The organism is Mesorhizobium neociceri (assembly GCF_013520985.1).
GTDB lineage: Bacteria > Pseudomonadota > Alphaproteobacteria > Rhizobiales > Rhizobiaceae > Mesorhizobium > Mesorhizobium neociceri.
Window position 1 is genome coordinate 36,797 of the sequence record NZ_JACDTY010000021.1, and the last position, 24,831, is coordinate 61,627.

At 63.3% G+C, this 24,831-nt stretch carries 23 protein-coding genes; 7 read left to right on the forward strand and 16 right to left on the reverse strand.

The window, feature by feature from the left end:
• Positions 1-144: 144 nt before the first annotated feature.
• The 8 genes from H0241_RS29040 to cpaB all read right to left on the reverse strand — a co-directional run bounded on the left by H0241_RS29040 (position 145) and on the right by cpaB (position 8,079).
• Positions 145-615: a hypothetical protein gene (locus H0241_RS29040; RefSeq protein WP_181061203.1), complete on the reverse strand. Its 471-nt coding sequence runs from the start codon at positions 613-615 to the stop codon at positions 145-147.
• Between the two features lie 173 nt (positions 616-788).
• Positions 789-1,754 (reverse strand): type II secretion system F family protein, encoded by a 966-nt coding sequence (locus tag H0241_RS29045; protein WP_181061204.1) that lies wholly within the window; start codon positions 1,752-1,754, stop codon positions 789-791.
• Position 1,755: 1 nt separating this feature from the next.
• Entirely contained in the window at positions 1,756-2,721 is a 966-nt protein-coding gene (locus H0241_RS29050) for a type II secretion system F family protein (RefSeq protein WP_181061205.1), read from the reverse strand.
• A 4-nt stretch (positions 2,722-2,725) separates the two neighbouring features.
• Positions 2,726-4,147, reverse strand: coding sequence for a CpaF family protein (locus H0241_RS29055; protein ID WP_181061206.1), 1,422 nt, complete (start codon positions 4,145-4,147; stop codon positions 2,726-2,728).
• Positions 4,144-5,358, reverse strand: a complete 1,215-nt coding sequence (locus tag H0241_RS29060) for an AAA family ATPase (RefSeq protein ID WP_142865011.1) — start codon at positions 5,356-5,358, stop codon at positions 4,144-4,146. The genes H0241_RS29055 and H0241_RS29060 overlap by 4 nt, the downstream gene beginning before the upstream one ends.
• 44 nt (positions 5,359-5,402) lie before the next feature.
• The gene (locus H0241_RS29065; RefSeq protein ID WP_181061207.1) at positions 5,403-5,669 is read right to left on the reverse strand and encodes a hypothetical protein; all 267 of its coding nucleotides are present in this window, start codon (positions 5,667-5,669) and stop codon (positions 5,403-5,405) included.
• 4 nt (positions 5,670-5,673) lie between these two features.
• The gene (locus H0241_RS29070) at positions 5,674-7,074 is read right to left on the reverse strand and encodes a type II and III secretion system protein family protein (protein ID WP_235984539.1); all 1,401 of its coding nucleotides are present in this window, start codon (positions 7,072-7,074) and stop codon (positions 5,674-5,676) included.
• Positions 7,075-7,152: 78 nt separating this feature from the next.
• Entirely contained in the window at positions 7,153-8,079 is a 927-nt protein-coding gene (gene cpaB, locus H0241_RS29075; RefSeq protein ID WP_328824871.1) for a Flp pilus assembly protein CpaB, read from the reverse strand.
• 237 nt (positions 8,080-8,316) lie between these two features.
• On the opposite strand from cpaB, the gene parE reads away from it, so the two are divergent.
• Together parE and H0241_RS29085 are read left to right on the forward strand one after the other, a co-directional pair.
• Entirely contained in the window at positions 8,317-10,371 is a 2,055-nt protein-coding gene (parE, locus tag H0241_RS29080) for a DNA topoisomerase IV subunit B (RefSeq protein ID WP_181061209.1), read from the forward strand.
• Between the two features lie 44 nt (positions 10,372-10,415).
• Complete coding sequence (locus H0241_RS29085) at positions 10,416-12,485, forward strand: FUSC family protein (RefSeq protein WP_181061210.1); 2,070 nt, start codon at positions 10,416-10,418, stop codon at positions 12,483-12,485.
• A 4-nt stretch (positions 12,486-12,489) separates the two neighbouring features.
• Here the strand turns inward: H0241_RS29085 and H0241_RS29090 are convergent, their stop codons facing one another.
• Positions 12,490-13,611: a DUF2336 domain-containing protein gene (locus H0241_RS29090; protein ID WP_181061211.1), complete on the reverse strand. Its 1,122-nt coding sequence runs from the start codon at positions 13,609-13,611 to the stop codon at positions 12,490-12,492.
• 151 nt (positions 13,612-13,762) lie between these two features.
• Here H0241_RS29090 and H0241_RS29095 point away from each other — a divergent pair, with 151 nt between their 5' ends.
• Together H0241_RS29095 and H0241_RS29100 are read left to right on the forward strand one after the other, a co-directional pair.
• Positions 13,763-14,215, forward strand: a complete 453-nt coding sequence (locus H0241_RS29095) for a MaoC family dehydratase (RefSeq protein ID WP_181061212.1) — start codon at positions 13,763-13,765, stop codon at positions 14,213-14,215.
• Positions 14,215-15,096 carry an HpcH/HpaI aldolase/citrate lyase family protein gene (locus H0241_RS29100; RefSeq protein ID WP_181061213.1) on the forward strand — a complete coding sequence of 294 codons (882 nt, stop codon included), beginning with the start codon at positions 14,215-14,217 and terminating at the stop codon, positions 15,094-15,096. The genes H0241_RS29095 and H0241_RS29100 overlap by 1 nt, the downstream gene beginning before the upstream one ends.
• A gap of 9 nt (positions 15,097-15,105) precedes the next feature.
• Here the strand turns inward: H0241_RS29100 and H0241_RS29105 are convergent, their stop codons facing one another.
• Entirely contained in the window at positions 15,106-15,690 is a 585-nt protein-coding gene (locus H0241_RS29105; RefSeq protein WP_181061214.1) for a nitroreductase family protein, read from the reverse strand.
• A gap of 166 nt (positions 15,691-15,856) precedes the next feature.
• Here H0241_RS29105 and H0241_RS29110 point away from each other — a divergent pair, with 166 nt between their 5' ends.
• Positions 15,857-16,822, forward strand: a complete 966-nt coding sequence (locus tag H0241_RS29110; RefSeq protein WP_181061215.1) for a hypothetical protein — start codon at positions 15,857-15,859, stop codon at positions 16,820-16,822.
• A 33-nt stretch (positions 16,823-16,855) separates the two neighbouring features.
• Here H0241_RS29110 and H0241_RS29115 read toward each other — a convergent pair whose 3' ends face one another.
• The 3 genes from H0241_RS29115 to thrS all read right to left on the reverse strand — a co-directional run bounded on the left by H0241_RS29115 (position 16,856) and on the right by thrS (position 20,851).
• Positions 16,856-17,686 (reverse strand): outer membrane protein, encoded by an 831-nt coding sequence (locus tag H0241_RS29115; RefSeq protein ID WP_181061216.1) that lies wholly within the window; start codon positions 17,684-17,686, stop codon positions 16,856-16,858.
• A 167-nt stretch (positions 17,687-17,853) separates the two neighbouring features.
• Positions 17,854-18,792 (reverse strand): lysophospholipid acyltransferase family protein, encoded by a 939-nt coding sequence (locus tag H0241_RS29120; RefSeq protein WP_181061217.1) that lies wholly within the window; start codon positions 18,790-18,792, stop codon positions 17,854-17,856.
• Between the two features lie 85 nt (positions 18,793-18,877).
• Positions 18,878-20,851 carry a threonine--tRNA ligase gene (thrS, locus tag H0241_RS29125; RefSeq protein ID WP_181061218.1) on the reverse strand — a complete coding sequence of 658 codons (1,974 nt, stop codon included), beginning with the start codon at positions 20,849-20,851 and terminating at the stop codon, positions 18,878-18,880.
• Between the two features lie 205 nt (positions 20,852-21,056).
• Between thrS and H0241_RS29130 the strand changes: the two genes are divergently transcribed.
• Positions 21,057-21,893, forward strand: a complete 837-nt coding sequence (locus H0241_RS29130) for an SAM-dependent methyltransferase (protein WP_181061219.1) — start codon at positions 21,057-21,059, stop codon at positions 21,891-21,893.
• Between the two features lie 13 nt (positions 21,894-21,906).
• On the opposite strand, the gene blaOXA is transcribed toward H0241_RS29130, so the two are convergent.
• From blaOXA to H0241_RS29145, 3 genes are all read right to left on the reverse strand, one after another.
• Positions 21,907-22,722: a class D beta-lactamase gene (gene blaOXA / locus H0241_RS29135; RefSeq protein WP_181061220.1), complete on the reverse strand. Its 816-nt coding sequence runs from the start codon at positions 22,720-22,722 to the stop codon at positions 21,907-21,909.
• A 436-nt stretch (positions 22,723-23,158) separates the two neighbouring features.
• Entirely contained in the window at positions 23,159-23,527 is a 369-nt protein-coding gene (gene yidD / locus H0241_RS29140; RefSeq protein ID WP_181061221.1) for a membrane protein insertion efficiency factor YidD, read from the reverse strand.
• A gap of 137 nt (positions 23,528-23,664) precedes the next feature.
• On the reverse strand, positions 23,665-23,826 hold the full coding sequence (locus tag H0241_RS29145) for a hypothetical protein (protein WP_181061222.1): 162 nt from the start codon (positions 23,824-23,826) through the stop codon (positions 23,665-23,667).
• A gap of 93 nt (positions 23,827-23,919) precedes the next feature.
• Between H0241_RS29145 and H0241_RS29150 the strand changes: the two genes are divergently transcribed.
• A complete protein-coding gene (locus H0241_RS29150; protein WP_181061223.1) occupies positions 23,920-24,831 on the forward strand; it encodes a LysR substrate-binding domain-containing protein in 912 nt (303 codons plus the stop codon).

Consider the following 24,831-nt stretch of genomic DNA (forward strand, 5'->3'; position numbering starts at 1 on the left):
CAGGGATCGTCGGTTGCGCTGCATCATAGGCGAGCGGTCGCCTCGGGATACCGTTTTTGGCCGGCCTTCCAGTGCAACTTTCCGACAGGGTTTACAAACCGTCGATAGATAACTGCAGATGCTGCAAACGACGGTTGCGAAGCCTTACCCCTTGTTGAGCAGCGCCAGATTGGCGTTGACGACCGTCGGGTCGGCCATGCCGGCCCTTGCTTCCATCAGCAGGGCTCTTGCCTTCTTCTTGTTGCCGCGCAGCAGCTGCGAATAGCCCATATTGTTGACGATCTGCGGCTTGCGCCCGGCAACCTTCAAAAGCTGATCGTAGGCACGGTCGGCGAAGTCGAAGCGGCCTAGCTCGTCATAGGACGCGGCCAGCCCCATCCATCCCTCGGCGCTGTCGGCCTTGAGCTCCACGGCCTTGCGGAAATGCTGTTCAGCCAAGCCGTAATTGGCATCGCGGAATTGCGCCTTGCCTTGCGCCAGATCGGACGTGCTGACGTCCTTTGCCGCCGGTTGGATCGATGTGGTCTTGGTCTTGTCGACGTTCTCGGTCGTACAGCCGCTGACCATCAAGACGGCCGCTAGCGCGGCCATTGCCGTGAAACTTCTGTGACGCATGCCCCTGGCCCCAATCGCCCGATTTACCGGGTCATTCTCTGGGGATCATTTGTACAGGAGAGCGATTAAGCTTCGGTGCTGAAATGCGCTGAAAATTTGGTTTCCGGCTTACCAGCCATTAACCACCAGCGCCCTCAGATGTGCAGGAGCCCGTCTCGAAATATCGAAATATCCTACTGCGCTGCGGTCATTTTGACGATGATGGGGATGACGGCGATCATCAGCACCACCGGCAGGATGCACACCACCACGGGCACCGACATCTTGGCCGGCAAGGCATGTGCCTTTTCCTCAGCCAGCGACATGCGCTTGTGGCGCATTTCATCGGAGAACACACGCAGCGCCCCGGCGAGGCTGGTGCCGAGTTCCTTGGACTGCTGCAGGAGCGTTGCGAAGGAGCGCACCTCGTCCAGGCTGAGGCGGTCGGCGAGCGCCTTCAAGGCATCGTCGAGGCTGCGGCCAGCCCTCAGTTCCAGCGACACCAGCTGCAGGTTCTGGCTGAGCGACGGATAGGTCTTGGCCAGTTCCTTCGAGACGCGCTCGATGCCTGCTTCCATGCTCATGCCGGCGTCGGAGCAGACGATCATCAAATCCATGAAGTCGGGAAAGCCGTTGCGGTATTCGCGCATCTTTTCCCGCACCTTCTGGCTGAGCACCAGGCCGGGCACGAGATAGCCGGCGGCTCCCGACAGGATGATGAAGGTCCAGCGGCTGGTCGCGGTGGAATCGGCGCTTGCCATCCAGTGGTTGACCAGGAACGCGCCGATCGCCGTGCCCACGAGGCAGGCAAAGCGGATCAGGAAGAACGTGCCGACGGCGCGCGGCTCCATATAGCCCGCCTGGATCAGCTTCATGCGCAGCCGGGCGACATTTTCCGGATCGCTTTTGGCGTAGAATTCCTGCGCCCGCTTCACCGCCTTCTCGCGCACGACGCTTTGGCTCTTCTTCGGCGCCGGCTCGACCTGTTCGGGAGCCTTCCTGTCGTCGACCTTGAGCCGGCGCTTGAGATCGTTGCGGTCGCCTTTGGCCATCACCAACGGCCATGCCACCGCGCCACCGCCCAAGGCCAGGAGCAGCGCGGCCACCGGCATCAGCGACGTCGGCGCCAGCGAGGCGAGAAACTGGATCACCTGTTCCATCTCAGAACCGGAAATTCGACATCTTGAACATGATGATGTTGCCCAGCATCAGCCACGTCACCGAGCCGCCTAGCAGATACCAGGTCTTCGGCACATCCCAGACGCTTTGATAGAATTGCGGCATCATCACCATGATGGCGGCGAACAGCAGCGCCGGCACCGCCGTCAGGATATAGGCCGACATACGGCCTTCGGTCGAAATGGCGCGCACCTTGCGGCGCAGCTTGCCGCGTTCGCGAATGGTCGTCGACAAGCCGTCGAGGATCTCGCGCAGATTGCCGCCCGAACTCGTCTGGATCGACACCGCGGTGACGAACAGCGGCAGATCCTCCTGGCCGACCCGGTCGAACAGCGAATTCAGTGCCGAGACCAGGTCGGAGCCATAGGTCACTTCGTCGGAGATAACGCCGAACTCGCTGCCGATCGGATCGGGCATCTCGCGCGACACCATGGAGATCGCAACCGGCACCGGATGCCCGGCCTTGAGGCCACGCGTGATCAGCTCCAGCGCCTCCGGCAGTTGCACGCCGAACCGCTTGACCCGCCGGCTGCGCTTGGTACGCAGCACCAGCACCGGCAGCAGTGGCGCGAGCATCACAAACAGCAGAATGCCGAGCAGCAGCGGCAGGCCGTACCAGAGCGCCGTGAGCATGATCGCCAGCGCCACGCCTGTCGTTATCGTCAGGAATTTCGGCAACGGCATCACCATACCCGACTGCGTGCGCAGCGCGCGGAAGCGGTCGGGCGAGAACAACGACGTGCCGGCATCCAGGCCGCGCTCCTTGCGCAGCTGGATCAGCACCTGTTCCTGGCTGATCTTGTTTTCCTGCAGCTTCATGCGCCGGTTGATGGCCACGCGCTTGTCGCTGCGGCCGGCATAAAGCAGATAGCAGCCTTCGGCGATCATGATGCCGGTCAGCGCTGCCGCGGCATAAACGACATAGATTGGGCTGAAACTCTCGAACACGCAGCTACTCCTGCGGCCGGCCAGGTTCGAAATACTTACCGGGGAATTCGATGCCCATATTGCGCAGATCCTCAAGAAAGCGCGGGCGAATACCGGTCGCCTCGTAGTGACCGAGGATGGTGCCATCGGCTTCCATGCCGGTACGCACGAAGCGGAATATCTCCTGCATCTGGATGACGTCGCCTTCCATGCCGGTCACCTCGGCGACGCTGGTCACCTTGCGCTTGCCGTCGGACAGACGCGTCAACTGGACGATAAGGTCGAGCGCGCTGGCGATCTGGCTGCGGATCGACTGCACCGTCATCGGCATGCCCGTCATGCCCAGCATCTGCTCGAGACGTGAAATGGCGTCGCGCGGCGTGTTGGCGTGGATGGTCGCCATCGAACCTTCATGGCCCGTGTTCATCGCCTGCAGCATGTCGAAGGCTTCCTCGCCGCGACACTCGCCGAGGATGACGCGGTCGGGGCGCATGCGCAGCGCGTTCTTGACCAGGTCGCGCTGCTTCAGCTCGCCATGACCTTCGATGTTGGCGGGGCGCGTTTCCATGCGCGCGACATGCGGCTGCTGCAGCTGCAGTTCGGCCGCGTCCTCGATGGTGATCAACCGTTCGTCTTCCGGAATGAAGGCCGACAATGCGTTGAGCATCGTCGTCTTGCCAGTGCCGGTGCCGCCGGAGATGATGGTGGTTTTGCGGGCATGCACGGCGGCGGCCAGCACCTCGGCCATGTTCTGGGTGATGGCGCCGAATTCGACCAGCTTGTGCAGGCCGAGCTTGTTCTTGGAAAACTTGCGGATCGACACCAGCGGCCCGTCGACGCCCACCGGCCGGATGGCGGCGTTGAAGCGTGAGCCGTCGAGCATGCGGGCATCGACCATCGGCTGCGATTCATCGACGCGGCGGCCAACGGCGGCGACGATCTTGTTGATGATGCGCAACAGATGCGCCTCATCCTTGAAAGGAATATGGACCTGCTGCAGCTTGCCGCGTTTTTCGACGAAGCAGTTCTGGTGGCCGTTGATCAGGATGTCGTTGATGTCAGGGTCCTTGAGCAGCGGCTCCAGCGGGCCGAGGCCGACCATCTCATCGACGATGTCGTCGACCAGCGCCTCGAGCTCGACGGTGTTGATCGCCATCCGCTCCTGGCGGGTCTTTTCCGACACGAATTCCTGCACCTGCCGGCGCATTTCTTCCTTGGGCAGGCGCTCCAGCGCGACCAGGTTGATCTCTTCGAGCAGCATACGGTGGATGCGCACGCGGGCGTCGAGCACCTTGTTGGCGCTTTTTCCCGGTGTTGTATCCGGTTTCGGCGGCAAGGCCTTGCGGATCGTCGGAATGACCACGGCGTGGTGCGCAACCGGCGCCACCTCGGCCGACTTCAGCGGGCGGACGTCACGGTTCTGCAGGGTCGAGAAGCGGCTGGTCATCCGGCTTTCCTCTTCAGGAGGCCCCTGCCGATGCCGAACAGCGAGCGTGATTTCTCCGGCGTCGCGACGGCTTCTTCCGGCAGGATGATCTTCTTCAGATCGTTGACGACATTGGCGTTCGGGTCGATCTCGTGCAGCGGCACGCCGCGGTCGACCGCTTCACGCACAAGCCGGTAATTGTTGGAGATGCCGCCGACGAAATGCTCGCCGAGGATTTCCTGGACATCCGCCTGCTTGATGCCGTTGTCGAACATCTTCTGCTCGAACCGGTTGACGATGACATTCGGCTTCACTTCCTTGCCGGCCGTCTCGTAGACCGCCTGGATCAGCCGCTGCGTATGGCGCAGGCACGGCACCGTCATTTCGGCGACGATGTAGAGTTTGTTGGAGCCGAGCAGCACCGTCTCCGTCCACGGAAACCAGGTGCGCGGCATGTCGATGACGACATTGTCGAAATAGGCAGAGACGAGATCGAGCATGCGCACCACGACATCGGTCTTGAATGAGCGCATTTCCGATGGATGCGTGGGGGCGGCCAGCACGCAGAGCCCGCTCGCATGCTTGGACAGCATCACATCCAGCAGCTGCCGGTCGAGGCGCTCAGGCTGGTTCTCGATTTCAGTGATGTCGAAGCGCGGCTCGAGGTCGAGATATTCGGCGCAGGCGCCTTGCTGGAAATTGAGGTCGACCACGCAGGTCGACGCGCCGCGCGTCACCGAATGATGCAGCTGGAAGGCGGTCTGCAGCGCCAGCGTCGTGGTGCCGACACCGCCGGCGGCCGGCATGAAGGTGTAGATCTGCGACTCGGTGTTTTCCTCGCGTCCCGGCCCTTGCAGGGCGCGGATGACCGAACGCACCAGATCGGCGGTGGTGATCGGCTTGACCAGGAAATCGGCGACCTGGAGCTGCACCAGGATGCGCACCGCTGCCGCGTTGAACTCCTGGGTGACGACGACGACCGGAACGCGGCCTTCGAGCCGGCGCATGATGCGCTGCAGCGACTCGATCTCTTCCAGCTTTGCCGCATCCATGTCGACGATGAGCGCGCCGAAATCGGCTTCCTGGACCTCGCCGCGCAGTTCGGAAATGTTCTTCTCGACGGTCGAAAGCTGGATCACCTCCGAGGCCGCGAAAGCGGTGCGCGTATCCTGCACAAAGGTCCGGTCGCTGGACACCAGCAGGATTTTCTTGGTCTTGATGCCGCTTGCCATTTTGTCAGCCTGTCAGGTCATTCCCGGTCAAATCGCCAGGCAAATCAATCGGTTGTCGCTGTTGGTTGCACGGCCTTGGCAGCAGCCGCCTGATCGGCGGCGTTCACCGCCGCCTCACTGCGCTGCGCCGGCACCAGCAGCCTGGTGTTCTGGACGCCGTACTTCCAGGGATCGACCATCTGCATGGCCGTATTGGCAGCCTGCGCGTTGCCGGCGGCCGTCGTCGGCCCCTCGCTGCGGATGTAGTCGTCGCTGGTGCAGCCGCTGGCGAGGCCGGCGAATAGCAGGGCGATGCATGGTCCCATGCGCATGGCTTCAATCCTTCGGCAGGTCGAGGAAATGCCCGACCGTGGTGACCGGGGCCGACTGTGCCGTGCTGCCGCTGGCCATTGCCATTGCACGGTTGGCATCGGACGTTTTCACTTCTTCGGTGTTGTTGAGGAAATAGTCGACATTGCTGGCCGGCTGCGTGCCGTCGGTCGGCTCGAGCAGCTTCTTCGACGGGTCGACCGGCTTGACCAGATAAGGGGTGACGATGATCACCAGGTCGGTCTCGCGCCGCTGATAGGATTTCGAGGAAAACAGCGAGCCGAGCACCGGCAGCTTGCCGAGGCCGGGAAGACGCGAGGTGGTGATGTCGTTCTGCGACTGCAGCAGACCGGCGATCATGAAGCTCTGGCCGTTCTTCAGGTCGACCGATGTCCTGGCGCGGCGCACGATGAAGCCCGGCACCGAGATCGTACCGATATTGTACGAGGCCGAGGCATCGATCGAGGACACTTCGGGCGCGATGTCGAGGCTGACCAGCCCGTCCTTCAGTACGGTCGGCGTGAAATCCAGGCTGACGCCGTATTTCTTGTAGCTGACGGAGATCTTGCCATTGTCCTCGGAAACCGGGATCGGGAACTCGCCGCCGGCGAGGAAGCTTGCCGTCTGGCCCGAACGGGCGATCAGGTTCGGCTCGGCCAGCCGCCTGGCAAGGCCACGCTCCTCCAGCGCCTTGATGGCGACGTCGATCGACAGGCCGTTCGACAGCAGCCGGCCGATGATCTCGCCATTGCCGGCCGCCGGCACCGAGCCAGGCTCGATGGTGACATCGCGCCCGCCAAGGCCGTAGGCGAAATTGGCGCTGTATTTGGCGCCGAGATCCTGTCCGGCCTGGCGGTTGATCTCGACGAAGCGAACGTTGAGCTGAACCTGCTGCGAAGACGAGATGTTGACCGAATTGATCACTTCTTCATTGCCGGAGAAGCGGCTGGCGATCTTGCTCGCCTTCTCGGCGGCGACCGCGTCATCGGCTTCGCCCGACAGCACGACGCGGCCGTTGGCCGAGCCGACCTTGATCTTGGCGTCCGGCACGCTGGCGCGAATGGTGCTGGCCAGCTGGTCGGTGTCCAGCGTCACTTCGATGTCGACGGTGCCGACCAGCTGCTTGTTCTCGTCGAACAGCGCGATGCCGGTGGTGCCGAGATTGTTGCCCAGCACATAGAAGGATTTGTCGGTCAGCGGATTGACGTTGGCGATCTCCGGATCGCCGATGACGATCTGGTAGAAGGCGGCATTGGTCATGATCGTCTTCGGCTTGCCCTTGGCAACCTTGATCGACGCATTCTTGGTCGACGACACATAGACGATGTCGTTGTCGGCCCTGGCCGGCGCGCTGAGGCCGAGCATTGCGGCCGCGGCGAAGCAAGCCGTCACCGCAAGCGCCCGCATTGGGCGCAGTCCTTTCGTCATCCGATATGCATGAAGTCCCGACATCTGTCCCGTCCCTCGTCCGGTCCCCACCGGCAGTTATGGCTGGTCCCGCGCAGGAACCTGGTATTCTTCGACCTGCGTGCCGCGCGTCACGATGATCGTCTTGAATTTCGGCTTCTCAGGCTCCTTGGTCGCGGCCGTGAACAGCGCGCCGGCCGCGGCCTGGACGCCGGAGGCAACCGAACCGCCGAAGGATGAGATGGTGGTGACGCCGTCCTTGGCAGTGCCGCCATCGGCGGCCGAGCGGAGCGACAGCGACAAGGTGCCGACGGTGCGGGCAAGCGCCACTTTCTGCGCGCCGTCAGTTGTCACCTCGATGGTCACGGAATTGGCGATCTGCGGCGTGGTCTGGCGCTGGTCAGCGCCCTGCCCGACGGTCAGCACCTTGGCGTCGGAGACGACGATCTCGGAGGTGACTGTGGAGCCGGCAGCGCCTTGCGCGTTCTTGGCCACTTCCTGGATTTCGCCGGCGTCGCGTGTCAGCACCACGTCGACCCGGTCGCCCGGCATCACAAAGCCGCCGACGCCAGCGATCTCGTCGGTGCGGATGGTCACCGCCCGCATGCCGGGCGTCATCATGTTGGACAGCGTCGCGCGGCCATTCGGCCCCGACAGCTTGCTGATCAGCACCGGCTCGTTGATCTCGATCGGCGACAACACCACGCGGCTGCCTTCGGCAAGCAATGCATTGATGGTGGTGAATGCGCCCTGCGGCACCGAGCCTTCCGACCACGGGATTTCGGTGAGCTGCGCGCGGTCGAGTTCCATGCCGTAACGCAGCGGCGCGTTGGCCACGACGATGGTCTTGAACTCGACCTTGGGGGTCACGGGCGCCGGGATCGATGCCGTCTTTTCCTCGGCATCGGCCTTGGCCTGGCTTTTAACCCAGAAATCCGCGGCAAAGATCGAGATCGCGCCGAAAACGGCGGCGATGCCGATCATCGTTATGGCCTTGCCCCTCACAACTAACCCCTGACACCTGATGGTCTTTTATTTGTTGAGGGCCACGCTAGGCCGCTTAGTTAAAGATTCAGGAATCCCGGGCGCTCCGCACGGACCTATTTTCGCCGGCTTGGTTATCGAAAGGTTTTAGGATAAGAAGGGGTTAATCCCCGAACGTAACAGGAACTTCCGTCGCTTGGCGCTGAAAAGCGTGGCAGTATCGACGGGTGATTCGCGGCACCGGATTCTATGGCAGGCATGGACGACAACAACGATCTTTTCGGCAATCTGGAAAAGCAGCCCCAACCTGCCCGCGCGACCGCGCGCCCGGCCGATCCGCTGGTGCAGGCCGCGAAACGCCCTGTTGCCACCAAGGATGGCAGCGAAGGCTACAGCGCCGCCGACATCGAGGTGCTGGAAGGGCTGGAGCCGGTGCGGCGCCGTCCCGGCATGTATATTGGCGGCACCGACGACAAGGCGATGCACCATCTGTTCGCCGAGGTCATCGACAATTCGATGGACGAGGCGGTTGCCGGCCATGCCACCTTCATCGATGTCGAGCTTTCGGCCGACGGGTTTTTGACCGTTACCGACAATGGCCGCGGCATCCCAGTCGACCCGCATCCGAAATTCAAGAAACCGGCGCTCGAAGTCATCATGACGACGCTGCATTCGGGCGGCAAATTCGACTCCAAGGTATATGAAACGTCAGGCGGCCTGCACGGCGTCGGCGTCTCCGTCGTCAATGCGCTGTCGGACCATCTCGAGGTTGAAGTCGCGCGAGGCCGCCAGCTCTACCGCCAAAGATTCTCTCGTGGCGTACCGGTAAGCGGGCTGGAGCACCTCGGCGAGGTGCACAACCGGCGCGGCACAAAAATCCGCTTCCATCCCGACGAGCAGATTTTCGGCAAGGGCGCGGCCTTCGAGCCGGCGCGGCTCTACCGCATGACGCGCTCGAAAGCCTATCTGTTCGGCGGCGTAGAAATCCGCTGGAGCTGCGATCCGTCGCTGATCAAGGAAAAGGACCAGACGCCGGCCAAGGCGGAGTTTCATTTCCCCGGCGGGCTGAAGGACTACCTCAAGGCATCGCTCGGTGACGACTTCCAGGTGACGCGCGAAATCTTCGCCGGCAAGAGCGAGAAACAGGGCGGCCACGGCTCGCTGGAATGGGCGGTGACCTGGTTCGGCGGCGACGGCTTCATCAATTCCTACTGCAACACCATCCCGACCGGCGAAGGCGGCACGCACGAGGCTGGCTTTCGCAATGTGCTGACACGCGGGCTTCGCGCCTATGCCGACCTCGTCGGCAATAAGCGCGCCTCGATCGTCACCTCCGAGGACGTCATGATCTCGGCGGCGGGCATGCTGTCTGTGTTTATCCGCGAGCCGGAATTTGTCGGCCAGACCAAGGACCGGCTGGCGACGATTGAGGCCATTCGCATCGTCGAGACCGCCATCCGCGATCCCTTCGACCACTGGCTGGCCGACAATCCGCAGGAAGCCTCGAAGCTGCTGGAATGGGTGATCGCGCGCGCCGACGAACGGGTGCGCCGGCGCCAGGAAAAGGAAGTGTCGCGCAAGAGCGCGGTGCGCAAGCTCAGGCTGCCCGGCAAGCTCGCCGACTGCACGCAGAATGCCGCCGCGGGTGCCGAGCTGTTCATTGTCGAAGGCGACTCGGCCGGCGGCTCGGCCAAGCAGGCGCGCGACCGCGCCAGCCAGGCGGTCCTTCCGCTGCGGGGCAAAATCCTCAACGTCGCCAGCGCCGGTACCGACAAGCTGGCCGCCAACCAGCAGATTTCGGACCTGATCCAGGCCCTCGGCTGCGGCACGCGCTCAAAATACCGTGACGAGGATTTGCGCTACGATCGCGTGATCATCATGACCGACGCCGACGTCGACGGCGCCCATATTGCCTCGTTGCTGATCACCTTCTTCTACCAGGAGATGCCGAACCTGGTGAACGGCGGCCATCTCTATTTGGCGGTGCCGCCGCTCTATTCGATCCGGCAGGGCGGCAAAGTCGCCTATGCCCGCGACGATGCGCACAAGGACGAGCTTTTGCGCACCGAATTCACCGGCCGCGCCAAGGTCGAGATCGGCCGCTTCAAGGGTCTGGGCGAGATGATGGCCGCGCAGCTCAAGGAAACGACCATGGACCCGAGGAAGCGCACGCTGCTCAGGGTCGATGTCATCGATGCCGTGGCGGCGACCAAGGATGCGATCGATGCGCTGATGGGCACCAAGCCCGAGGCGCGCTTCCGCTTCATCCAGGAACGCGCCGAATTCGCCGCAACGGAAGTGCTGGATATCTGAGCGTCAGCCGGTCTAGCCTGCGCTTCTGATACGGAGACCAGCTTGTGATCTGGGCGCGGCTGAAGAGCTACTTCGAAACCAGTTTGGCTGGCCTGACGCAGCCGACGCGCTCGGACTGGATTTTCGCTCTCCGCACCGTTTCGGCCGGTCTGATCGCGCTTCTCGTTGCCTACGCGCTGAAACTCGACCACCCACAATGGGCGATGATGACGGTCTTCATCGTCGCCCAACCGGTCGCCGGCATGGTGCTGGCGAAAGGTTTTTACCGGCTGCTCGGCACGCTGGCCGGCGGCCTTGCGGCGATCGCCATCACTTCCGTTTTCGGCACCAACCCCTGGCTGCTGGTCACGGCGTTGTCCGTCTGGATCGGGCTGTGCACGCTGGTTTCGTCGCTGCTGCGCAACCCGGAAGCGTATGGCGCCGCCCTTGCCGGCTATACCGCGATGATCATCGGGCTGCCGGCTTTCGGCCAGCCGCATGTGATCGTCGATCTCGCTGTCGCGCGCTGCGCCGAGATCGTGCTCGGCATCGTCTGCGCAGGGCTGACCAGCCGGTTGATCCTGCCCAAGCTGGCGGCCGACGCCATCATCTCCAGGCTGAAGCGCAGCATCCTCGACCTTGCCACCTATGCCGGCGGCGCTTTTTCAGGCGGCGACCCGGCGACGCTGGCCGGCCTGCATCGCAAGCTGATCGCCGATGCCCAGACGCTGGCCGAGATGCGCACCTATGCCCGGCTCGAAGCGCCGAGCTTCGCCACCCGCGCCCATCCGGTCCGCCGCACCATCGGCCAGCTCCTGTCAGCGCTGTCGGCGGCACGCGCGCTGCATTCGCACGCCGCGCCGAAAAACGCCGCGCTCATTCCGGTGCGCTCCGAACTGCAGTCGCTGGTCAGCGAACTTGCGGCCACGCCCGAGGCGCTGGACGACACATCGTCCTGGGTAACGCGGCTCGACGCGATCGCCGGCAAGGCCCGGCAAATGCCCGACGCCTCGACCGATCAGGGCGACGACAGGGTCGGAACCATAACGCGCCTGACCATCGCCGCCGATTTCGCCGAAGCCTTCCAGCAGGTGTTGCGCGGTCTCGACGCCCTGCGCGCGCCCCCAACGGGGCCGGGTCGGGGCAACAGGCAGCCGCCTGCGCTGGTGGTGCACCGCGACTACCCCGGCGCTTCGCGCAATGCCATACGCGCCGCTGTTGCCACGCTGGCGGTCGCCGCCTTCTGGCTGACGACGAAATGGTCCGACGCGGCAGGCACAGTTATTCTCGTTGCGGTCGTCTCCAGTCTTTTCGCCGCCCGGCCTGACCCGGTGCAGGTGTCCTGGGGCTTCTTCAAGGGAACGCTGCTGGCCTTGCCCTTTGCCTTCCTCGTCGGCCAGGTCGCCCTGCCTGCCCTGCCCGGCTTCGGCTGGTTCACGCTGTTTGTCGTGCCGATACTGATACCGACGGCGCTGGGCATGGCCAATCCGCGCACCGTCGGCGTGGCGACGGCCTTTGCCATCAACTTCCTCGCCTTCCTCAGCCCGCACCAGGCGATGACCTATGCTCCAGGCCCATTCTTCGCCGGCTCGGCTTCGGTGCTGGTCGGCATCCTGCTGGCGATCGGCGTCTTCATCGTGGTGCTGCCAGCCGACCCATGGCTCGCGGCCAACCGCATCGTGCGCGCCATGCGCGAGGACCTGGCGCGGCTGTGCCTGCATGATCGGGTGCCTCGGCGCTCAGCCTTCGAGAGCCTTGCCTATGACCGGATCAACCAGCTGATGCCACTTTTGCAAAACGCCGGCAGGAAAGGCGATGCCATCCTCAGCGGCGGCGTCGCCGCCGTGACCATCGGCCTCGAAATCCTGCGCCTGCGCGCCGCGCAGCAGAACCCGGGCATTCCGTCCGAAACCGCGCTTTCGATCACCAATTTCCTGCGCGGCCTGGCGCGTGAACTGCTGTTTCGCGCACCAGGCGATCCGCAGACGGCGACCGTCGCCGTCGCCCGGCAATACGCAGCCAGCCTCAACGAACGCAGCGGCAGTGCCGACACGCTGCAGATCGCAGCCTCGCTGCGCATCATCGCCGCCGCGATCGAGGATTTCCCGGATTTTTTTACCAAGGACCGGAGCTAGGACCTCAGGCCGCGGCTATCGCCAGGGCATGCCCACGCGCGTTTTCGCGTAGCGCGTCGAGATGGATGGACTTGACCAGCCCGGCGAGATCGCCCTCGGTGGCCTGGCCGCCCAATTCCTTCAGCATCAGCCAGCTGACTTCCTGCACGCCGGCGACGCGCTTGCCGTTGGCGACCTCGCGCCAGATCTTGAGTGCGCGCAGGATGATGCCATGGGTGGGAGCGGCAAGGCCGGCGCCGCGAAACAGCGCCTGCAGCGCAACGTCTTGTCCGCCGGCAAGCAGCGCCCGCACCCGTTGTTCCGACTGCTGGCTGAGCGCGACCAGGGTCGAGCCGAAGAAGTCGACCTTGCCATGGGCAATGGTGCGGATGATGAAGCTTGCGGTCAGGTCGCCGCGCAGGCGAAGATGCTCGATGAGCGCGCCATGTTCCTCCGTGCGCGTGCCTTCGACCAGCCGCACCGAAGCCTTGACGCAGGCATCGCGCGTGACGCGCTCGGCTCTGGCCGCCCCCATCAGCGCCATCACCAGCGGTGAACCCTTCAGCGTTTCGCCGAGCTTCACCAGCAGCATGTGCCGGCAGTCGGCGGGCAACCTGATATCGGTGACCATAGCCTCGCGCACATGAGCGATATGGCCGTGCCGTTCAGCCATGCGGCGAAAGCTGAGCGACGCGATATCGGCGCCGTCATTGGCGAGCAGCGCGGCGCACGCTTCCGGTTCGCCGATCTCGGCAATGGCCGCGGCAACCGCCATCGAAACGATCGGCCGGTCGGCGATCAGTTTTTGCGTCGCCTTGTGACCGGCGGCAACGCGGTCGATCAGGTCGGCATCGGTGAGCAGCGGCGAGCGCGCCAGCACCAGGGCAGCCACTTCCGGCTGGTCGGAGGCGAGCGCGCTGATGATCTGCAGCGGGGCGTGGTGGCTCATCGACAGCGCCTCGGCCAGCGCCAGCCGCACCTTCGACGAGGCGTCGTCGAGCAGCAGCGTCAGCGCCGCCTCGGCGGCGCAGCGGTCCTCGAAAGGCAGGTCGGAATTGATGTAGGCGCGAGCCAGGGCGCTCGCCGCCGCGGCGCGCTCCGAAACCCTCGCCGTGTAGATCCATTTGAGAAAATGCGAGACAACCATACTGCCTGCTTACGCCCCTTGCCGAAAAGCTTCCGGCCCCAGGAATGACCCTAGGCAGAAAAGGTTTACGAACGGTTCACCATGTTTATTAACTGGCTTGCGGGTGGCATGGGCAGCGCCTATCAACCGTCAATCAGATGAGGAGGAAACAATGGCCGGGCTTTATCTTGAAGAGTTCGTCGTCGGCCATGTCTTCCGGCACACGCTGCGCAAGACCGTCACCGAGAGCGACAACATGCTGTTTTCGGTGATGACGCTGAACCCGCAGCCGCTGCATATCGACTTCGACTTCGCCGCCAAGAGCGAATGGGGCAGACCGCTGGTCAATTCATTGTTCACGCTCGGCCTGATGATCGGCATTTCGGTCAATGACATCACCGTCGGCACCACGGTTGCCAATCTCGGCATGAAGGAGACGGTATTTCCGCACCCGGTCTTCCATGGCGACACCATCCGTGTCGAGACGACGGTGCTGTCGGCCAGGGCATCGAAATCGAAGCCGGACCGTGGCATCGTCGAGTTCGAGCATCGCGCCTACAATCAGAACGACGCACTCGTCGCCAAATGCACGCGCCAGGCGATGATGATGAAAAAGGCGGTCTGATGCGCTCTCTGTTGTTTGTGCCCGGTGATTCCGAAAAGAAGCTGGAGAAAGGCTTTGGCGCCGGCGCCGACGTGGTCATCGTCGACCTTGAAGATTCCGTGGCGCCGCAAAACAAGGCGGCGGCGCGCGAGATCGCGGCACGCTTCATTGCCGCCAACAGGCAGCAGACAAGCTCCGCCATCTATATCAGGGTCAACGATCTCTCGACCGGATTGACCGACGATGATCTGGCCGCCCTGGTCCCGGTCAAACCCGACGGCATCATGCTACCGAAGTCGAACAGTGGCCAGGATGTGCAGCAGCTCTCGGCAAAGCTCCGCGTGCATGAAGCCGAAAACGGATTGCCGGACAGCGCCATAAAAGTCCTGCCGATCATCACCGAGACCGCTGCCGGCGTGCTCGCGGCCACGACCTATGCCGGGGCAAGCGCCCGACTTGCCGGCCTAACCTGGGGCGCTGAGGATCTGTCGGCGGCGATCGGCGCCCGCGCGGCGCGCGACGAGAACGGCCGCTACACCGATGTCTTCCGCTTCGCCCGCACCATGACCATCCTTGCCGCCGGTGCAGCCGAAGTCGCGGCGATCGACACGGTCTTCCCCGCCTTTCGCGACATGGCCGCCTTCGAGGTAGAATGCATCGAGGCTGAGCGCGACGGCTTCACCGGCAAGATGGCGATCCATCCGGCGCAAGTGCCGGTCATCAACGCCGCCTTCACGCCATCAGCCGAGGCGGTGCGACGTTCGCAGGCTATCGTCTCTGCCTTCGAGGCGGCCGGAAATCCTGGCGTGGTTGGCATTGACGGCAAGATGTACGACCGGCCGCATTTGCGACTGGCCGAACGGCTTCTGGCTCGCGCCAAGGCGGCCGGGGTTCCTGCTTAGTCTGAACATTCAGCCGTTCCACGGCCCGGTGTAATCGGCATAGAGCTTTGCCGGATCGGGCCGCGGCCGTTCCGGCGCCGGCCCCTGGTAGGAGCCGATATGGATGAAGCCGACGACGCGTTCCTGCGGCGCCAGCCCCAGCAGCGCCCTGCCCTCGGCCACGTCGGAATACCAGTTGCTGATCATATTGGTGCCATAACCCAGCGCATTGGCTGCGATCATCAGGTTCATCGCCGCCATGCCGCCGGACAGGAACATTTCCCATTGCGGGATTTTTGGATTTTCCTTCGGGCTGGAGACCACGCCGATCACCAGCGGCGCACGCGAAAACCGCGCCAGTTCCTGGTTGCGGCGGTTTTCCGGCAGCGGCCCTTCGCGCTGTTCGGCAAGGGCGGCGAGCTTCCTGCCGATCTCCACGCGCGCCTCGCCGCGATAGAGGATGAAACGCCAGGGCTCCAGCCGTCCATGATCTGGCACGCGGCTTGCGGCGGCGATCATGGTGGCAATATCGGCATCGCTGGGCGCCGGTTCCTTCAATTCAGGAATCGGTGCGGAGTTTCGGGTCAGCAGGAAGTCGATGATCGGCGACGCCATGGGGGCCTGGTCTCCTAAAGCACTCGATTTTGAGCTGAAGCGCGCCATTGCGGATCGGGGCGGCTCGGGCATTGGCGCGGACGCGCCAGACGAAAGAGCCTGTTGCCAAGGCGGATCGGACTCTTAAGCCTTGAAATTGCCACCGCCTTGGGCTTCAACGCAAGGCATGTTTGAGGGGACATTGCGCCTTTTCCTGATTTGGCTCGCCGCCGCGCTGTTGATGGTGCCGGCCTCCATGGCCATGGCGCAGAACGCCGACGGCATCGCCAATCTGAAACTCCCCGATATTTCGAGCTACGCATCGCCCAAAAGCGGGACGTCGTTGGCGCTCAGCGGCGGTGGCGCCATCACGCTGTCGGCGCAGTTGACCGACAAGGGTGCCGACATCACGCGCGGCATCGTCTGGCGCGTGTTCAAGCCCGAGGCCACCAGCGACGGCAAGCTGCCGATGGTGGCGTCCGCGCACGGCGGCACCGCGGTGTTCCAGCTTGAACCCGGCAGCTATCTGGTCCACGCCTCCTACGGACGCGCCGGCGCCACCAAGCGCATCACCGTCGGCAAGGACGCCAAGCGCGAAAGCCTGGTGCTCGATGCCGGCGGCCTCAAACTCGACGCGGTGCTGTCGGGCGGCGTGCGCATTCCGCCGAAAAAACTGCGCTTTTCCATCTATGAAGGCACCGCCGAGGCCAATGGCGACCGCGCCTTGATCATCCCCGATGTCGAGCCGAACAGCGTCGTGCGGCTCAACGCCGGCGTCTACCATGTCGTCTCCACCTATGGCGCGGTGAATGCCGTCATCCGTTCCGACATCCGCGTCGAGGCCGGCAAGCTGACCGAAGCCACGGTCGAGCATCGTGCGGCCGAGATGACCATGAAGCTGGTGCGCGAGACCGGCGGCGAAGCGATCGCCGATACATCCTGGTCGCTGCTCAACGAATCCGGCGACCCGATCAAGGAAGCCGTCGGCGCCTTCGCCTCGATGGTGCTGGCCGAAGGCCAGTACACCATCATCGCCAAGAACCGCGACCGCATCTACCAGAAGGATTTCACCGTCGTCGCCGGCCAGAACCAGGAGATCGAGGTCCTGGCCACCGAGGCCTCGGCGATCGATCCCGAGGAAGGCGCCGACTGATCGGCGCGCCAGCTTGACCTCAGTTTTGGCCGTTCAGTTGAAGTGGTAGTTCAGGCCAATGCGTACGGTCTGTTCGTGATATTTGGCGGACACTTTGAAATCGACCGGTGTTATGGTGGCGGCATCGAAAGTCTGCTTGCCAAGATCGACATACAAGTATTCGGCCTTCACGCTCCAGTTCGGGGCTAGCATCGTCTCCACGCCTGTTCCCAGCGTCCATCCCACCCGAGTTTCCGACGCTGAGTCGTCGCCGCAGATCGTTGCGTCGGGAAAACAGCCCTGGGTTAGGTTGTCGACGTGAAAACCGAGTCTCGTCTTGCCGTATGCCAGGCCGCCGGTGGCATAGACCAACCATTGTGGATTGACGAGATAGCCCGCGCGAGCGCGCACGGTGCCATACCAATCCACTTTCTTGCTGACGCTGGTGCTTGTGCTGTCGAAAAAGGGAGGATCAATGATAACAGCCGTTTCCGAACCTTTTATGCCAGATGCTTGCAGGTCCGCCTCAACGCCGACGACCCAGTTGGAAGGCAGCTGCCAGTTGTATCCGAGCTGGCCACCGCCAACGATGCCTCGTGCTGAGGGCGACAACGACGTTGGAAACGAACCGGATTCTACGAGAGCGTCTATAATTCCCTGAATATCTTCGATCGGAAAACCTGGCGGCGCACGTTCAGGCGCAGGTTTCAGCGCCAATGTCGGGTCGCCTGAATCCCAGCCATAGCCGATATTGGCGCCGACATAGACGCCGCTCCAGGACGGAGTTGCGGAAGACGGATCGGCCGCGTTGGCCGGCCCCATCGCAATGGCGCTGGCTGTACCGAGAACCAGACCGGTCAATACAATAGAATTCGAAATATTCATGGCATAGCTCCCATCCTATACTTGTATTAGCAAATTGAGGGGGCTGTGACTGTGGCTGCTTAGCCACAATCACGCCATATTTATCGAGGGTTACGCGCCTCGCAAGCCAATCTCGATTTTCTGAAAATGAGCCGCGAACGTCTGGCTTCTGAAGCGGCGGCGCTTCGTCAGGCGGCCTTGCGCAGCCGGCGCGGCAGGAAGTGGACGCGGCCGCGCGGTGCGTCAGGCGCCAGATCGAAAACGCCGCGACGGAGGCGGTCGAGCAAGGTCTTGCGGTCGCGCAACGGCTCCAGCTCGTCCCAGCGCAGCACGTTGCCGACGCGCACGTCGATCGCTTTGCCGGACAGTCGCGCGAATTCGCGGATGAGCATCGAAAGGCGCAGCGTCAGCGACGCCTTGCCGACGAATTTCGCCACCCTTCCCTCACGCTCGGCCATGTTCATGGGACCGCTGACCAGATGGAACAGCCGCCCGTTCTGCCCGGAAAAATGCATCGGCACCACCGACGCCTTGGCATCCTGCACGAGGCGAGCCGGAAACATCTTCCACGGCAGATCGCGCGCCCGGCCAAAGCCTTTCGGTGCGGTGGCGACGCCGCCGGCCGGAAACACGACGATGGTGACGCCCTCTTTCAACAGCCGCACCGCCTCGTGGCGCACCGCCATGTTGTTCTTCACCGCGTCCTTGGTCTCGGAAAAGTCGATCGGCAGCGAGTACGGTTCCATCTCGCGGATCTTGAGCAGATCCTTGTGGATCATGACGCGGAACGGACGCTCGAGCTGCTCGACCAGCGACAGCACGGCAATGCCGTCGCCGATGCCGAATGGATGGTTGGCGACGATCACCAGCGGTGTGTCAGGCAGCTTCGCCGGCGGCCATTGATCGGCGCTGCGCACCGTGACGTCGATCAGCTCCAGCATACGGCTGAACACGCGCTCGCCGGTTGGCGCCACCTGGCGGCGCCAGAAATCGTAGAGCGCCGCGAAGCGGTCGCGCCCCGACAGGCCTTCGATGGAATGGATGACCCAGCGCGTCAGCGCCGGCTGGCTCGCATTGGCGTAGGAGAGCTCGGGAAACGGTCTTTCCCGCATTTTCAGCTTGAGCATGGGGGCTCGTTACAAGGTTGGCGTGACAGGCATGTGAAAATGGCGGTGGATCGCTCCACCGCCATTTCTACAAAACATTGATTGCTCAGGCCGCGCTGCGCCTGCGGTCGGGCGAAGTGGCCTCGTCGGACAGCAGCTTCAGCGCGTCGGCCAGTATGAGCGATTCCTGGTCGCGGGAGCCGAGCCGGCGGATGTTGACCGTCTCCTCCTCCGCCTCGCGCTTGCCGCAGACCAGGATCACCGGAACCTTGGCCAGCGAATGCTCGCGCACCTTGTAGTTGATCTTCTCGTTGCGCAGATCCGCTTCGGCGATAAGCCCCGCCGCCTTCAACTGTGCGACAACCTTCTTGGCGTAGTCGTCGGCATCCGAAGTGATCGTCGCCACCACTACCTGCAGCGGCGCGAACCACAGCGGGAAATGACCGGAATAATGCTCGGTCAGGATGCCGAGGAAGCGCTCCATCGAACCGCAAATGGCGCGATGCACCATCACCGGCTGCTTCTTTTCCGAATCCGAACCGATGTAGAAAGCGCCAAAACGCTCCGGCAGGTTGAAGTCGACCTGCGTGGTGCCGCACTGCCATTCGCGGCCGATGGCGTCCTTCAGCACATATTCGAATTTCGGCCCGTAGAAGGCGCCCTCGCCCGGATTGATCGAGGTCTTGATGCGATTGCCCGAGCGCGTGCGGATCGTGTCCAGCACGCTGTTCATGATCGCTTCGGCGTGGTCCCAGGCCTCGTCGGTGCCGACGCGCTTGTCGGGCCGCGTCGACAGCTTCACGCTGACCTCGTCGAAGCCGAAATCGGCATAGGTCGACAGGATCAGGTCATTGATGCGCAGGCACTCGGCGGCGAGCTGATCCTCGGTGCAGAAGATATGCGCATCGTCCTGTGTGAAGCCGCGCACGCGCATCAGCCCGTGCAGCGCGCCGGACGGTTCGTAGCGATGCACATTGCCGAATTCTGCAAGCTTTACGGGCAGATCGCGATAGGATTTCAACCCGTGCTTGAAGATCTGCACATGGCCCGGACAATTCATCGGCTTCAGCGCGAACACGCGGTCGTCGTCTGTGTCGTCGCCGGCCACCGTCACCTTGAACATGGCATCGCGATACCAGCCCCAGTGGCCTGACGTCTCCCACAGGCTCTTGTCCAGAACCTGCGGCGCGTTGACCTCCTGGTAGCCCTGCTCGTCGAGGCGGCGGCGCATGTAGTTGACCAGGTTCTGGAACATCTTCCAGCCCTTGGCGTGCCAGAAGACGACGCCCGGGCCCTCTTCCTGGAAATGGAACAGGTCCATCTCGCGGCCGAGTTTGCGGTGGTCGCGCTTCTCGGCCTCTTCCAGCATCGTCTGGTAGGCATCGAGTTCAGCCTGCTCGGCCCATGCCGTGCCGTAGATGCGGGTCAGCATCGGGTTGTTTGAATCGCCGCGCCAATAGGCGCCGGCCACCTTCATCAGTTTGAAGGCGTTGCCGATCTGGCCGGTCGAAGCCATGTGCGGGCCACGGCAGAGGTCGAACCAGTCGCCCTGGGCATAGATCTTGAGATCCTGGTCCTCGGGGATGGCGTCGATCAGTTCGAGCTTGTAGCGCTCGCCCTTGTCGGCAAAGACCTTCTTGGCCTTGTCGCGCGACCAGACTTCCTTGGTGAACGACTTGTTGCGCGCGATGATCTCGCGCATCTTTTTCTCGATCACCGGGAAATCGTCCGGCGTGAACGGCTCGTTGCGGGCGAAGTCGTAGTAGAATCCGTTCTCGATCACCGGCCCGATGGTCACCTGCGTTCCCGGCCACAGTTCCTGCACTGCTTCTGCCAGCACATGCGCCGCATCATGGCGGATGAGCTCCAGCGCGCGCGGATCGGTACGGGTGATGATCTCGACCTTGCCGGACTTGCCGAGCGGGTCGGAAAGGTCGCGCACGGTACCGTCGATAGCGTAGGCCACGGCCTTCTTTGCCAGCGACTTCGAGATCGATTCGGCCAAGCCCGCACCGGTCATCGCCGCGTCGTAGTCGCGGACGGAGCCATCGGGAAATGTCAGGGAAACGGAATTCAGCATTTGTATCTCCTATCCAGTCCCGCAAACGAGCGCGGGTGGTCGTCGGTAGTGCCGGAGGCATCCGGCAGCGGGCGGGTTTTAGAGGCAGCACGGCGTGAGGTAAAGGGCCGCCATTGGCACAGCCGTCAGGAAATGGCGCCACAGATGTCGCACGCCAGTCGCACAGGCTTGCGAATTTCCCCGACACGAGGTTGGAATTGCCTGCATGGAAGACGCAAAATCCAGCCGAACCGCCCTGGGCGTCGCGCGCATGCGGGCCCTCCACCAGTTCTCGCCGCAGGCGGCGCTGTTTCGCGACCCATATGCGAGTGCGATTCTGGGCGATGCCGCACCGACGGCGCCGGAGCTCGATCAGGAAGATGAGCGTGGCCGGCGCATGCGCCTGTTCGTGGCCGCGCGTGCCCGCCTCGCTGAAGACTGGCTGGCCGCGGCGGTGTGCCGGAGCGTCCGGCAAGTGGTGGTGCTCGGCGCCGGCCTCGACACGTTCTCGCTGCGCAATCCGTACCCGGATGTCGCGGTGTTCGAAGTCGACCATCCGGCAACGCAAGCCTGGAAACGCAAATGCCTCGCCGATGCCGGCCTTGCCGAGCCGCCTGGCACCACTTTCGTGCCCGTCGATTTCGAGCGGCAGAGCCTGGCGGACGAACTGGCATTGGCTGGTCTGAAGCTGGCGGAGCCGAGCTTTTTCATCTGGCTTGGGGTCGTGCCCTATCTGACACAGGAAGCGATCTTCAGCACCCTGTCCTGGATTGCCGCCATGCCCGGTTCGGAGGTCGTCTTCGACTATAGCGAGCCGGACGAGAACCGCGATGCGGCGGGACAGGCAGCGCTGTCCTTCCATGCGGCACGCGTCGCCGCTGTCGGCGAACCCTGGATCAGCTTCTTCGTCCCAGCCGCACTGGCGCAATCACTTCGCGAACTCGGTTTCGACGAGATCGAAGATCTCGAAAGCAGCGATATTTTCGCTCGCTTCTCCAAAGCGCCGAAGGCAACGACAGCCAATTCCGGCGGCCACCTCATCCGTGCCCGCCGAAGCGCTTAAAGCCAAAGCAAGGTCACTTCACCAGCTGCGGGAGATCCTTCAGGAACGCTGCGCGTGTCGCCGGGCCTTTCGGCGTGTCGATTGGCTTGGTGTCGACAACCAGCCGGGCGAAGACGATCCGGCGCCCGCCCCTTTCGGCCCAGCCGACGAACCAGCCGAGCGAACGTTTGTCCTTGCTGTTGTCGAGCCTTGTGCTGCCGGTCTTGCCCTGCACCGTCCAGTCGCCGGCCTGGAAACTCGGCAGGATGGCTCTGGTCATCTCATGCGACTTGGCCGTAACTGGCATTTTGCCGGCGAGCAGCTGGCGCAGGAATTCTGTCTGCTCGACCGGTGATATCTGCAGTGAGGAATTTATCCAGGATTGCGTGAGTCCGTTGTCCTTGCCGGCGTCGCCCGAGACATCCATGTTGCCGTAGCCGAATTTCGAGATGTAGCCGGCAAAGCTTTTCGCGCCGAGCCGACGCACGAGCTCGCGCGAATACCACACGATCGAGTCGCGTTCCCAGATTACCGGGTCGACGGTCTTGTGGTCGCGCTTCACGGCCTTGAACTCTGGCTTATAGTCCCAGCTCGGTGTATGCGCGTCGGTCAGGATGCCGCTGTCGTAACCGATCAGCGCCAGCGGCACTTTGAAGGTCGACGCCGGGCTGACGCGTTGGTCGCAGACACCGTTCTGATAGAGCGTCTCGCCGCTCGCCGCGTCCTGGATCACCGTGCATTCGACATCGCCGAGCGGCGCCGATTGCGCCCGCATCGGAAAACCCAAATACCAGGCCAGCAGGAACAGGACCGCAGCAATAATGAAGGGATGGGTTTCGATCCGACGCATGTGAGCTCTCCTGGGAATGACAGGAGGCGCTTAGCGAGTGGTCTTGGCTCGATTTTGACTCAAATGCGCAGTCTTTGTGCAGGCCGTTGTTAACCCTACCAGACCGTAAAGAAATGCGGCCCGGGCTCTGGCTTTAAAGGATCACCGGTCGTCGAACGGACCTCCGCGACTGCGGATCAATTCTGCAGGCCTCCGGGTGTTGCCCCGCATTCGCAGCAGCGTTTTCATTCGTGGCCTTCGGAACATTCCGTGGCTGCGGCGCAAACCCCAGAAACTCGGGCAGCAGCCCATCGCCTCGTCTGGCGGCGTGAACATGAAAAGCCAAAAACAACGTCATCATGGAATGCCTCCATCGTCTGAAGGCTCCAGTGTCGCTTCGACCTGCTCGCATCGCCACCCGTTTCCGGCCTAGTCGGCGGAAGACCCACGCCTACCGTCAGGCCTCGCCGCCCTTCCTGCCGATCCGCCAATACTGCCATGGTGTGAACCAGACATAGCGCGGGGCAAGCACCTCGGGCACACGGTCGATGCCATGCGTGCCGAACGGCCCGCAGCGCAGCACGCGGAAAAGGCCCATCCAGCCGCCGGCCCACAGCCCATGGCGGGCGATCGCCTCATGCGCGTATTCGGAACAGGTCGGCAGATGCCGGCAGGAATTGCCGACAAAGCCGGACAGCGTCAGTTGGTAGAGCCGCACCAGCGACGTGCCGAAAAGGCGGCCAGGCGTCCTGCGCCAAGGACCGGGCCAGTTGCGCCCGCGCTGGGTCTGTCCGGCGGCATGCACATGCCGATGTTGGTCGCCCACCACGGTCTCTTTCTGAACGTGGCCCCGAAAACCGGGGTCAGGTTCAATTGCGTTTCCAGTTCGATAGATGTGAGCTTCGGCAGGCAAACGCAATCCCTCTCATTCACGTGTCTCATTCACGTGTCTCATTGTCGGCTTCATGGTCGCGAGCGGCGAAACGGGTGACGCTCAGCCGGCGTCGCCCAGCGACTGACGCTCGCCGGCCGCTCCTCGCGGCACGGGTCATGCCGCCTGTCGCTGCGCCATTGAAACGTCGCGATCCGCATCACATCGCCAAAGATTTCCAGAAACTGGATCATGTCCGTGTCTCCTTTGAGAGCGGATTAGACGCCCACTGGCCATCGCCTTCAAACGAGTATAATTTCCGTTTCGGATAACTTTGGGTTATGCGAATGAAGCGCGGGCGGCTGCCTCTGACAGCGTTGCGAAGTTTCGAGGCAGCCGGCCGGCAACTGAGTTTTAGCCGGGCTGCCGAGGAGCTGTTCGTCTCGCAGGCCGCCATCAGCCGGCAGATCCGCGAGCTTGAGCAGTTCCTGCGCCAGCCCTTGTTCCACCGCCATCACCGCCGTGTCGAACTGACCGAGGCCGGCCAGCGCCTGCTCGATCAACTGGTCAGGAGCTTCGACGACATCGACAGGCTGCTCTCGGACTTGGTGGCGGCCCCGGCGCAGTCGGTGGTTCGCGTCAGCGTCGAGCCGTCGCTGGCCTCGGTATGGCTGTTACCGCGGCTCAATCGCTTCAGCCAGTTGCGGCCCGATATCGATGTTTCCCTCGAAGTCGACCCAAGGCCGATCGAGTTCCGCAGCGATCAGCCCGAACTTGCCCTGCGCTTCAGCGCGCGCGCCACCTCATGGCCGCGCAGCGAGGCCGAATGGCTTGCCTCGACCGTCGATTCACCGGTCCTGTCTCCGGCCTTGCTGGCGTCAGGCCCTGCCCTCGACAAGCCGCTCGACCTTGCCCGCTACACGCTGTTGCACGAGGAAAACCGTCAGGGCTGGGCGCGCTGGTTCGAGGCCGCCGGCGTGGCCGCCGACGCCATTCCGGCGCGCGGCCCGATGCTGGCGGATGTGTCGCTGTCGAAGCAGGCAGCCCTGCTCGGCCACGGCGTGGCGCTGGGCGACCTATTGCAGATCGGCGAGGAGATTGCCTCCGGCGCGCTGATCAAGCCATTCGACATCGACGTCGCATCCGGCGCTTACTGGCTGGTCGCCCGGAGTTTGAAGGACCTGCCGGAACCGGCCAAGGCTTTTGCCGACTGGGTGAGAAGCGAATTTGCCGAGAGCAGACGGGCTCTGGACGGATAG

Coding starts and splice junctions, on each gene's coding strand:
- H0241_RS29115 (WP_181061216.1), bottom strand. CDS start 17,686: ATGAATATTTCGAATTCTATTGTATTGACCGGTCTGGTTCTCGGTACA.
- H0241_RS29045 (WP_181061204.1), bottom strand. CDS start 1,754: ATGGAACAGGTGATCCAGTTTCTCGCCTCGCTGGCGCCGACGTCGCTG.
- H0241_RS29070 (WP_235984539.1), bottom strand. CDS start 7,074: ATGCGGGCGCTTGCGGTGACGGCTTGCTTCGCCGCGGCCGCAATGCTC.
- thrS (WP_181061218.1), bottom strand. CDS start 20,851: ATGCTGAATTCCGTTTCCCTGACATTTCCCGATGGCTCCGTCCGCGAC.
- H0241_RS29100 (WP_181061213.1), top strand. CDS start 14,215: ATGCGCTCTCTGTTGTTTGTGCCCGGTGATTCCGAAAAGAAGCTGGAG.
- H0241_RS29095 (WP_181061212.1), top strand. CDS start 13,763: ATGGCCGGGCTTTATCTTGAAGAGTTCGTCGTCGGCCATGTCTTCCGG.
- H0241_RS29120 (WP_181061217.1), bottom strand. CDS start 18,792: ATGCTCAAGCTGAAAATGCGGGAAAGACCGTTTCCCGAGCTCTCCTAC.
- H0241_RS29110 (WP_181061215.1), top strand. CDS start 15,857: ATGTTTGAGGGGACATTGCGCCTTTTCCTGATTTGGCTCGCCGCCGCG.
- blaOXA (WP_181061220.1), bottom strand. CDS start 22,722: ATGCGTCGGATCGAAACCCATCCCTTCATTATTGCTGCGGTCCTGTTC.
- H0241_RS29060 (WP_142865011.1), bottom strand. CDS start 5,358: ATGGCAAGCGGCATCAAGACCAAGAAAATCCTGCTGGTGTCCAGCGAC.
- H0241_RS29105 (WP_181061214.1), bottom strand. CDS start 15,690: ATGGCGTCGCCGATCATCGACTTCCTGCTGACCCGAAACTCCGCACCG.
- H0241_RS29130 (WP_181061219.1), top strand. CDS start 21,057: ATGGAAGACGCAAAATCCAGCCGAACCGCCCTGGGCGTCGCGCGCATG.
- H0241_RS29145 (WP_181061222.1), bottom strand. CDS start 23,826: ATGATCCAGTTTCTGGAAATCTTTGGCGATGTGATGCGGATCGCGACG.
- parE (WP_181061209.1), top strand. CDS start 8,317: ATGGACGACAACAACGATCTTTTCGGCAATCTGGAAAAGCAGCCCCAA.
- H0241_RS29040 (WP_181061203.1), bottom strand. CDS start 615: ATGCGTCACAGAAGTTTCACGGCAATGGCCGCGCTAGCGGCCGTCTTG.
- H0241_RS29065 (WP_181061207.1), bottom strand. CDS start 5,669: ATGCGCATGGGACCATGCATCGCCCTGCTATTCGCCGGCCTCGCCAGC.
- H0241_RS29090 (WP_181061211.1), bottom strand. CDS start 13,611: ATGGTTGTCTCGCATTTTCTCAAATGGATCTACACGGCGAGGGTTTCG.
- H0241_RS29055 (WP_181061206.1), bottom strand. CDS start 4,147: ATGACCAGCCGCTTCTCGACCCTGCAGAACCGTGACGTCCGCCCGCTG.
- H0241_RS29150 (WP_181061223.1), top strand. CDS start 23,920: ATGAAGCGCGGGCGGCTGCCTCTGACAGCGTTGCGAAGTTTCGAGGCA.